13 protein-coding genes are annotated in these 8,997 nt (G+C 37.6%); 7 read left to right on the top strand and 6 right to left on the bottom strand.

Going from position 1 to position 8,997, the window contains the following annotated elements; genetic code table 11:
* The first annotated feature begins 116 nt into the window (after nt 1-116).
* The gene (locus DDE80_RS15070) at nt 117-266 is read left to right on the top strand and encodes a ribbon-helix-helix domain-containing protein (protein ID WP_235612339.1); all 150 of its coding nucleotides are present in this window, start codon (nt 117-119) and stop codon (nt 264-266) included.
* A gap of 114 nt (nt 267-380) precedes the next feature.
* Here DDE80_RS15070 and DDE80_RS12930 read toward each other — a convergent pair whose 3' ends face one another.
* From DDE80_RS12930 to DDE80_RS15470, 3 genes are read right to left on the bottom strand one after another with little or no spacing between them, the layout of a single operon-like run.
* Complete coding sequence (locus tag DDE80_RS12930) at nt 381-1,385, bottom strand: DUF4179 domain-containing protein (protein ID WP_161952338.1); 1,005 nt, start codon at nt 1,383-1,385, stop codon at nt 381-383.
* Nucleotides 1,382-1,663: a sigma-70 family RNA polymerase sigma factor gene (locus DDE80_RS15475; RefSeq protein WP_235612340.1), complete on the bottom strand. Its 282-nt coding sequence runs from the start codon at nt 1,661-1,663 to the stop codon at nt 1,382-1,384. Before DDE80_RS15475 ends, DDE80_RS12930 begins: the two co-directional genes overlap by 4 nt.
* Nucleotides 1,664-1,690: 27 nt before the next feature.
* Nucleotides 1,691-1,912: a sigma factor gene (locus DDE80_RS15470; protein WP_235612338.1), complete on the bottom strand. Its 222-nt coding sequence runs from the start codon at nt 1,910-1,912 to the stop codon at nt 1,691-1,693.
* A 112-nt stretch (nt 1,913-2,024) separates the two neighbouring features.
* Between DDE80_RS15470 and DDE80_RS12920 the strand changes: the two genes are divergently transcribed.
* A complete protein-coding gene (locus tag DDE80_RS12920; RefSeq protein WP_108308288.1) occupies nt 2,025-2,357 on the top strand; it encodes a DUF3969 family protein in 333 nt (110 codons plus the stop codon).
* 46 nt (nt 2,358-2,403) lie between these two features.
* On the opposite strand, the gene DDE80_RS12915 is transcribed toward DDE80_RS12920, so the two are convergent.
* The 3 genes from DDE80_RS12915 to DDE80_RS12905 form a co-directional block, all read right to left on the bottom strand.
* A complete protein-coding gene (locus tag DDE80_RS12915) occupies nt 2,404-3,663 on the bottom strand; it encodes a carbon-nitrogen hydrolase family protein (RefSeq protein ID WP_108308286.1) in 1,260 nt (419 codons plus the stop codon).
* A 118-nt stretch (nt 3,664-3,781) separates the two neighbouring features.
* Nucleotides 3,782-5,965 carry a sensor histidine kinase gene (locus DDE80_RS12910; RefSeq protein WP_108308285.1) on the bottom strand — a complete coding sequence of 728 codons (2,184 nt, stop codon included), beginning with the start codon at nt 5,963-5,965 and terminating at the stop codon, nt 3,782-3,784.
* Between the two features lie 144 nt (nt 5,966-6,109).
* Nucleotides 6,110-6,799: a response regulator transcription factor gene (locus DDE80_RS12905; RefSeq protein WP_108308283.1), complete on the bottom strand. Its 690-nt coding sequence runs from the start codon at nt 6,797-6,799 to the stop codon at nt 6,110-6,112.
* 118 nt (nt 6,800-6,917) lie between these two features.
* On the opposite strand from DDE80_RS12905, the gene DDE80_RS12900 reads away from it, so the two are divergent.
* The 5 genes from DDE80_RS12900 to tnpA form a co-directional block, all read left to right on the top strand.
* Entirely contained in the window at nt 6,918-7,148 is a 231-nt protein-coding gene (locus DDE80_RS12900) for a helix-turn-helix domain-containing protein (protein WP_108308281.1), read from the top strand.
* A gap of 156 nt (nt 7,149-7,304) precedes the next feature.
* The gene (locus tag DDE80_RS12895) at nt 7,305-7,517 is read left to right on the top strand and encodes a helix-turn-helix domain-containing protein (RefSeq protein WP_108308280.1); all 213 of its coding nucleotides are present in this window, start codon (nt 7,305-7,307) and stop codon (nt 7,515-7,517) included.
* Nucleotides 7,424-8,428, top strand: a complete 1,005-nt coding sequence (locus DDE80_RS12890; RefSeq protein WP_108308278.1) for an RNA-guided endonuclease InsQ/TnpB family protein — start codon at nt 7,424-7,426, stop codon at nt 8,426-8,428. The genes DDE80_RS12895 and DDE80_RS12890 overlap by 94 nt, the downstream gene beginning before the upstream one ends.
* A 110-nt stretch (nt 8,429-8,538) precedes the next feature.
* The gene (locus DDE80_RS12885; RefSeq protein ID WP_108308276.1) at nt 8,539-8,784 is read left to right on the top strand and encodes a hypothetical protein; all 246 of its coding nucleotides are present in this window, start codon (nt 8,539-8,541) and stop codon (nt 8,782-8,784) included.
* 78 nt (nt 8,785-8,862) lie between these two features.
* Nucleotides 8,863-8,997: IS66 family insertion sequence element accessory protein TnpA (gene tnpA, locus DDE80_RS15790; protein ID WP_427901819.1), on the top strand; the 135-nt coding region annotated here is incomplete at its 3' end.

The following is an 8,997-nucleotide window of genomic DNA, read 5'->3' as shown; positions in this document are numbered from 1 at the left end:
GTAAACGGAATTTGAATGCTTTGTTTTGTTTAGTCATATCAATTCACCTCGCTTTGTACGGAATAATATCTTATGTATTGATTATATCGTAGAAATACCGTACAATCAAGTGAGAGGTGATAATTTTGAAAAATAATAAAGAACGTGTAGAAATTCGTATGCCTAAATCAATTATCGAGAAATTAGATAAATACCAAGAAGAAAATGGAATAGCTACAAGAACAGCAACCATTCTCGAATTATTACGAAAAGGCTTAGAAAAATAACGTTGGCTAAAGCCAACCGAAATTCATCTCCCACCTCCTCATTGGTGCTATTCGCACCTTCACATTCCTTGAGGATGGGAGACTTCTTTCGGAAAGCCGTTAAAAAATAATGATTTATTTTAGCTGAATCGTAATCGGTTCCATTTCATGCTCTTTTGCCAATGGCCCGCTTTCTGGACCTGCATAAAGTGCAATTGGTGTTAACGTTAACGTTGTTGCATTTTTATCAAGCGCATTTAAAGTTGAACTAGCTAGTAATGTTATACCTTCATCGTCGCTGGATGCGCCATTATCTTCAATTTCATAAACATTACCTAAATCATCTGTAATATTTGTGAAAAGTACTGTGACATTGCGGTACGTATCCTTTAGCTCTTCAGCCATTGCAGTTGAATAATAAAGAGTTGTGACAGAAGGCGTTTGGCGTAGCTCTGTTAGATGCAAGCTAACTCCTTCTTCTTGCGTACTATATTGTAATGGCAACGTAGTCGCTTGTTCGGCATCTAATGTAAAAGCAAACGACCAATCCCCTGAAATTTCTTGTTTATTGCCCTTTGTTAGCATAGTTAAATCCCATGTAACGTCTACTGCATCAAATTGTTTACCGTGAGGCGTAGCTGTAGTAACACCGATATAAGTAGTATCATTAATTTTTTCTAAAGAATTTCTTCCCGTACTGCCTTCTGCACCTTTAATCATAGGTTGTCCACTAAATGACGGGTAATCGCCTAAATCTTCTTTTGACTCTACGGCATAATAAATCGTTAATGTTGTACCATCAAAAATAGCACGGTCTACCATTACTTTAATACCTTTATCTTCACTTACTTGCAGTAGTGCTGTTGCATTTTCACTTTTTGCTGCATCAAGCGGGCTTGTAATAAACGCTACTACATTTTGCATAAATGGAATGCGCTCAGCTAACGCTGGTGAGGCAACGCCTGCTGCAGTTAAACCAGAAACAAAAATTACTGCGGCAGCTGATACCTTTGCAAATGCACCCATTTTCTTTTTAGGTTGTTGTTTTGTAATATGTTGTTTTACGCGTGCTTTTTCCATGTCTGTAACCTCCATAGGTTCGATTTCATCAATATTAATATTTTCCCATTGTTCCTTCATGTCCATCGCTCCTTTAGTTGCCCTGCTAGCGTTTGCTTACCACGGTATAAACGATTATCCACAGCTGCTTTAGTTAAATCTAAACGCTGTGCTATTTCATTATTTGGTAGTTGCAAATAATACTTCATTAAAAAAATATCACGGTCTAGCTCAGGTAGCCCACTTAGCAGCAGTAAGAGCTCATTACGCTCTTGCTTGTCATATATTGCTACTGGAGGTAGTTCCTCTTTTACTTGCTCTCGCTGTGCACGTTTTGTTAATACGCGGTAATGGTCAATGGCCTTATACTTAGCAATTGTGCCAATCTATTTTTTAAAATCGGCTGGCTCACCTTCAAACTTTGAAGCATTTTGCCAAACAGTTAAAAACACATCATTAATACATTCGTCCATACTATCCGTGCGCCCAATTGGCTGTAATATTTTATAAGCAATCGCTTTAACAAGTGGCATATATAAATCAATCACGACGGTTAATACCTTTTCATCTTGCTTTCTTAAACGTTTAAGTTGTTGTTTTGTAATCATAGCTATCTCCTTTGTACAAAAAGCGCTCTCACCTTATACAACGACAGCACTTATGAATTATTCTCAAAAAAACAAAAAAAGTTTATACTAAGTAAAGAAGGAGTGAGTTATTATGCATACATTAACGATGACTGCTAAGGAGCAGCCCGTTATTGAGCGAGCCTTAGTCATACATATTTTAGGTGTTATCTCTGCATTAGAGCACCGTAGTATTACAATAGAAGAAGCCGAAACATTATGGTTTTGTCGAGAGGTTACTACACTTTTACAACGCAAAGCCATTCGACATGAAATCGTACATATTTTACAGTTAGGGCGTGAGCTACGCCAAATCGAAAAACTCATCCCCCACGCTGTCCCTAAAAGCCTACATGATATGCGTACCCTTGCAACGAATTGGTTAATTTCTAATGATACGAAAATTGTAACTACGGTTTGGCAATAATTGCATAAAAAAACAAGAAGCCCAAGTAAATGGACTTCTTGTTTTTTTAAGTTCGTTGCTCATGCTTTAAAGCTAAATAGGCCTGCTCATATTTTTTAGGAATACCTAGCTTGCGATTGCTACGCTGAAACACGCTATCAATACCTTTCATAAAAGTGAGGTCAAAGCCGATTTTTTCGTCGATTGGATTAAATAACTGGATGTCTTTGTAGCGTGTCGTTTTAGCACCCACAAACATATTTTTTGTAATTAGCACTACGGCAATACGACTTTCGATAGCCCTTAATTTTAATAAAGCGATAGCCTTTTGTTTATTATTAATATACTTATTAACGTGATAAACAATAATATGGTGCTCCCCTGGTGTTGATGGTTGATTGTGCACGTACAATCTATTTTTTAAATCTTTAAATGTTCCACTATGTATATGCACCCGCTCACCGTTCTTTTCTACAACAAATGAATTTTCGTGCTGTTCTATCTTTTTAAGCTTTGTTTTTAATCGCTTTCTTCGCGCGTCAAAGTAAACATCGGCTTCAACATCATTACCGATAGTAAATGTTTCATACTTTTTATCACTATAATAATTTTGGTTCTTTTCTGGCACGTACTCTAAACAATCTAAATCAAACAAGTGGCATGCATCTTCATGATCAAAGCTATCGCCTACCATAAATTCGGGTACAATACGCACACCTTTACGATATGCAATAATATCCGAAGCTTGCTTTTGCTCAGGATCATGTCCCATTGTACATACAACAAGAGCTGACGTTTCAAATGATCGCCCGCGTAACACATTATGCCACTTCGACATTTTTACGTTACCTTGCGTGAGATGAATAAGCATATCCATTCCTTCTTGTTCTAAACGCTCTGTAATTAAAGGGAAGAATAAATCATGACTAATAATAGCTTGTAATGTGTAGTCTCTTAAATAAATAGGACGATAAATATTTTTATCCTGCAATAGTTGTGGCTCATAGTCAAATGCTAATTTCGCAGCCGTCGAATGTTTTACAAAAGCTGTTTCTTTTGTTTCCCAATCGCTAGGATTTGGATTATAGTAAAGTGCCCATTCTGAACCATCAGCTAAGGACACACCGCTTAATAAAGCAACATGTAATTTTTCAGCCATTTTGTACATAATTTTCATTGCAGCATCATAGGTAGCTGCTTGATAAAAGCTTTCGGGAAAAACGACAATATCGACTTCTTGTTGTGCGACGATTTTTTCGACTTTTGCTAGTAATGCACGTACCGTAAATTGAGAATCATAAATCGGCTGAATCATCAAAATTTTCAAGTGATGCGACCTCCTATCACTACTAACATTAATTTGTATTTTACTATAATAAAAAGATAGAGAGATAAAATCCCTCTACCTTCCATTGTAACAATAATTACTAATTTGCGGTGTAAAATTAATGTACTTTTTCAATATTTACAGTAACTTTAAATAAATCGCCGTCTACTGCTATACTCATCTTCGCATCATGCATATCTACAATAGATTGCGCGATAGCTAATCCCAGCCCAGAACCTTCTGTGTTACGTGATTTATCGGCTCGTTTAAAGCGCTCAAACAATTCATCTACATTATCGCCTATTTCATATTTTGCAATGTTTTTAACAGAGAGCTCTGCCTGTCCAGCTTTATTTTCTTGTAATGTAACGTAAACACGCGTATGCTCCAAAGCATATTTTTGTACATTAATCATTAAATTATCAATGAGGCGCCACATTTTTTGACCATCTACATACGCATAACAAGGCTCTGTTGGCACTACCATACGCAACTCCAAATTTTTCTTTGTTAGCTCTTCTTCGTGTTCGCCTACAACTTGTGTAACGAGCTCCGCTAAATCCAAACGTTGCTTATGGAGTTCCATATTTCCACTGGCCATTTTTGACACTTCAAATAAATCATCGATTAATATTTTTAAACGCTCTGCTTTTTTATCTAGCACATCTACATATTGTCGGCGCTCTTCAGGTGTTAAATTTTCATTTTTTAATAGCTCTGTGTACGTAATAATAGACGTTAATGGCGTACGTAAATCATGGCTAACATTTGTAATTAACTCCGTCTTTAAACGCTCACTCTTTGCCTGCTCATTCATCGAATCTCGTACACCTTCACGTAGCTCATTTAAATTTTGAGCGTGCTTTGCAAACACTGAACGCCCTTTAATAGCAATAGGTCGATTTAGTTTCCCTGCTGCGAGGTCTTCTGTATCTTTTACAATACGACTTAAATAGCCCATGCGTGCTAGGAATAAAAAGAAGCCCGAAAACCCTACAATGAAGCAAAGGAAGAAGATAAACATACCGCCACCACCATTAAGGATTGTTGTTGCTGCCATCCCACCAATAAATGAACATGATAGTAACAGTGTCGTTTGTAAAAACAATGAGCGGTTTAATAAAATATCATAGCTAGCTACGAGCATTTGTCGTAAATAACTTTCTCTTAATAAGGTGACAATATCGCCTTTTAATTGCGCACGGTAAATCAAACTGTTAATACTCGTCACAACTAACCATGTCGTAATAATTACCCAAATTAACGATGGAATTAGCGCGCTATTTTGTTCAAATAATAACAAATTTGACAAGCGAGAAATACTAATCATAAAACTAAAGACAGCTATTACTACAATAGCTAAATGCGCATCTAGCTTCATATTATGAAATAAAGTTATAGGCATATATAAATCTTTTAAACGCGCTTTCATCATAATGAGAATGAATAAACTAACAATCCCGCTTGCAACGAAAGCTAAAAATAAATAGTGCTTAATAAGTACTTCACGGTAAGCATTATAGTCGCTAGATGTTTTAAATTTATTTTCATCAATGATAATCGTTCCGCTATAATAATGGGGGCGATTATTGACTTCCCCGTCTTTTGTATTCGTCAACATTGGCCAATGCGTGTATTCGCCATCATGAAAAACCCATTGCACATTGCTGTCGTATGTCTCTGTCGTTAATAGTTGAGTATCCTTATTATATGGATACGTTTTTAAAGCTTTAGCCCCTACATCTCCTTGACGTTTAACTTCCTTAGTCTCTTGATCTGTTAGCTCATAACTGACATAGAAAAAATTTTTCCCAAGCTCTGTACGCAATGCCTCAAGCTTTTCGAAATAACTTTCCACTACTTTCTTTTTCTCTTTTATAATTTTCTTTTTAACATGTTCATCATCTTCAAAATTCTGTTTAATATCTTGTATTTTTTTATCGCGTTCTTCTGTAAGCTTAGTTTTTCGCGCTTCATTACCATTTTGATTTGCCTCATCTATAGCTTCTTTATATTGAAAAGTAATATCAGCAATTTGCTCTTCTTTCGAGCCGTAACGATAGCGGTACTGGTCAATCTCTCCTGTAGAAACTTCTATGCTACGCATTAAAGCATCTTTATTAGGTGGATTAAGTTGTAAAGGACCAATATTAGCAAGATATTCCTCCATTACATGCTCATACGTATATTTACTAGCAATATTGCTATAAAAATAATCGGAGCGCTCTAAGGCTATAATGGTAACGATAAGTAGCCATACCGCTAATGTAAGTATTATTTTCTGGCGTTTTTGATTTTTCATCTCATTTCCTCCTAGGCTATCCGACGCAATAACTGCACTACGCTATCAAAATTCGCTTGAATATACGTTAGGGTATGCCCTATAAATAACATAATACCGATAACTGCAGCACAAAATCCGATAAATGTAATGATTCGTTCTATCTTATTTTTCAATTTTATAGCCAATGCCCCACACCACTTTCAAATAACGCGGATGCTTAGGGTCAGCCTCAATTTTTTCACGGATTTTACGAATATGAACAGCTACAATATTTTCAGCATTATATGCCTCTTCATTCCATACGCGTTCATAAATTTCTCGTGTCGAAAACACACGTCCTGCATTTCGCATTAATAATTCTGTTATTTTGTACTCAATGGGCGTTAACTGTACGGGTACATCATCAACGATTACTTCTTTACCTGCTTCATCAAGCTGTAAGCCGTCAATTGTAATCTTATCTTCTTTTTCATAATTTCCTAATTGAACGTAACGACGCAATTGCGATTTTACACGTGCTAATAATTCTAATGGATAAAAAGGCTTTGTCACATAATCATCTGCCCCTACAGATAACCCGTGAATTTTATCGCTATCTTCCGCTTTCGCACTCAGCATAATAATCGGAATATTACGCTCCTCTCGTATTTTAAATGTAGCAGTAATTCCGTCCATCTTGGGCATCATAATATCTAAAATAATTAAGTGTACTTCATGTTGTTGTAGCATTGCTAATGCTTCTTCACCATCAGCTGCTTTTAAGACATTATAGCCTTCATTTTTTAAATAGATTTCAATACCATCACGAATCGCTTGATCATCATCTGTTACAAGCACCGTTAATTTCGTCATGATATTCACCTCACTCTCATAATATAGTGTAAAATATAATTCTTAATAACTTATTCATGCAATTATGAAGAATTCCTTAAGAAAAAGTATAAATGAAGATAGATAGGAGTGCGCATTTATGTATAAAACCGTAGCAGAAACTGCACAAGACTTAAATATGCCTATGCACCAAGTCGTGCGTTATATCCATCAAGGACGCATTAAAGCTGTGCATGACGGAGAACGTTATTTAGTAAATAGCGCTCAATTTGATACGTATCACGAACAATTAGCTCGCATTAAAGAAGAAATTGAAGCTTGGAGAAACACCCCGATACCGCCAGATATTGATATTAAAGATGAAGATTAAAGGAGAGTTGTTATGCTAATTGATTACCAATGGTACTTATTTTTATCAAGTCTCGGCAATTCATCCCCCACTTCTATAAGTAGGGGATGAATTGCCCCTTCTAATCTGTTTTGGTAAAATATAAGTTATATAAATCATAAAAAGGAGGTGTTCCCTATGTCGAAAATAGTCTACAAAGCGCATCGCTTTCGCTTGTATCCCAATAAAACGCAACGCGTTCAAATGGCTAAAACCTTTGGTTCGGTGCGCTTTGTCTATAACCATTTTTTAGATGCATGGACACCTCCTATACGTCCACAGGAAAAGGCTTATCCGAATCAAGTTGTAAAAAGGCACTACCGCCACTTAAAGTTGTCTTTTCCTTTTTGAAAGAAGTGGACGCCATCGCCCTGCAATCGGCATGTGAAGATTTAGCAGAAGCGTTTCAAAACTTCTTTGCAGGGCGAGCGAACAAGCCCGTCTTTAAAAGTAAAAAGCGCAAAAAGTTTAGCTACACAACAAAATGTACAAATCACAACATTGCGCTTTTTGACAAAGCTATTAAACTGCCAAAATTAGAGCTTGTGCGCGCGAAGGTATCCTGCGTCCCAACAGGACGCATACTGCGTGCAACCGTATCGATGCGACCAAATGGGCACTATTATGTAAGCCTACTTGTCGAGGAAGAAATTCAGCCGTTTGCAAAAACCAAGCAAGCGGTTGGTCTTGACATGGGCGTTGCCCATTTGGTCACAACAAGCGACGGTGTGCATATTGCGCACCCGCACGCATTCAGTAAATATGAACAACAACTTGCGCGCTCACAACGCGTGCTGTCGCGCCGTATGGAACGTGCCAAAAAAGACGGTCGTGACAGTAAAACAGCGAAAAATATTCAAAAGGCACGCGTGAAAGTAGCAAATATTCACGAACGCATAAATCACATACGGCGTGACTACTTGCACAAATTGACGACGTCCCTTGTGCGCGACTATGACATCATTGCAGTTGAAAATTTAACCGTATCCACAATGCTTGCCCACAAGCCATTGGCAAAATCGATTGCCGACGCAAGTTGGCGCATGATACGTGAACAATTAGCCTACAAATGCGAATGGTATGGCAAGACGTTCATTGCTATTGAACCGGCATACACATCGCAAACATGCGCCAACTGCCTTGCGGTTGATAAAGCAAGTCGTAAGGGGCAATGGTTCACTTGTACGGCTTGTGGGCATACAGATCATGCGGATGTGAATGCATCTAAAAATATAAAACAGCTTGCATTGGCAAGCCTATAATAAAACCACAGGGACTGCGGGGATCGCCTACTCAATAATGGAAGGATACTTCCGTGTTCGTAGGAATCCCCCACCTCAACGCTTTTGCGTAGGTGGGGGTAGTTCAATGCTTGAATTATTATCTACAATCGGTGCACTCGGCTTTATTTATGCACGCTATAATAGGTAAGCGTGCAGGCGAAGATTTACTCACACCAGCCGAACATGCTCAACTCGCACGCGAAAAAAGCCCACAGTATATTCGCAGAAAATCATTACGTAATTTAGTTATCCACAGCATTATTTTCACGTTAGCAGTTATCTACATGTGGATAACTTTCGGAAATCAAGATTTTTCTTTAAATCTTCATTGGTAAGCGCCAAATATAGCACACCTTCAACGAATTCAATGGACATGAGACAATCGTGAAAATGAATGAAGTTGGAGGTTTTTTATGAAACAATCTGAACGCCAGTTGATGTGGCAATCTCGTATTCAAGCATTTCACACAAGCGGCGAAGCAAGCGTTGCTGCTTGGTGCGCAAAAGAAAATGTACCGGTGCAAAGTATGTATCAGTGGTTGCGTAAA

This window comes from Metalysinibacillus jejuensis (genome assembly GCF_003057615.1).
Lineage (GTDB): Bacteria > Bacillota > Bacilli > Bacillales_A > Planococcaceae > Metalysinibacillus > Metalysinibacillus jejuensis.
Note: the sequence above shows the minus strand (reverse complement) of the source record. Positions and strands in the feature narration are given on the sequence as shown.

What these genes read in the sequence shown, in the direction of transcription:
- DDE80_RS12930 (WP_161952338.1), bottom strand. Translation starts at nt 1,385, where the DNA reads ATGAAGGAACAATGGGAAAATATTAATATTGATGAAATCGAACCTATG.
- DDE80_RS15470 (WP_235612338.1), bottom strand. Translation starts at nt 1,912, where the DNA reads ATGATTACAAAACAACAACTTAAACGTTTAAGAAAGCAAGATGAAAAG.
- DDE80_RS12920 (WP_108308288.1), top strand. Translation starts at nt 2,025, where the DNA reads ATGCATACATTAACGATGACTGCTAAGGAGCAGCCCGTTATTGAGCGA.
- DDE80_RS12910 (WP_108308285.1), bottom strand. Translation starts at nt 5,965, where the DNA reads ATGAAAAATCAAAAACGCCAGAAAATAATACTTACATTAGCGGTATGG.
- DDE80_RS12905 (WP_108308283.1), bottom strand. Translation starts at nt 6,799, where the DNA reads ATGACGAAATTAACGGTGCTTGTAACAGATGATGATCAAGCGATTCGT.
- DDE80_RS12900 (WP_108308281.1), top strand. Translation starts at nt 6,918, where the DNA reads ATGTATAAAACCGTAGCAGAAACTGCACAAGACTTAAATATGCCTATG.
- DDE80_RS12895 (WP_108308280.1), top strand. Translation starts at nt 7,305, where the DNA reads ATGTCGAAAATAGTCTACAAAGCGCATCGCTTTCGCTTGTATCCCAAT.
- DDE80_RS12890 (WP_108308278.1), top strand. Translation starts at nt 7,424, where the DNA reads ATGGACACCTCCTATACGTCCACAGGAAAAGGCTTATCCGAATCAAGT.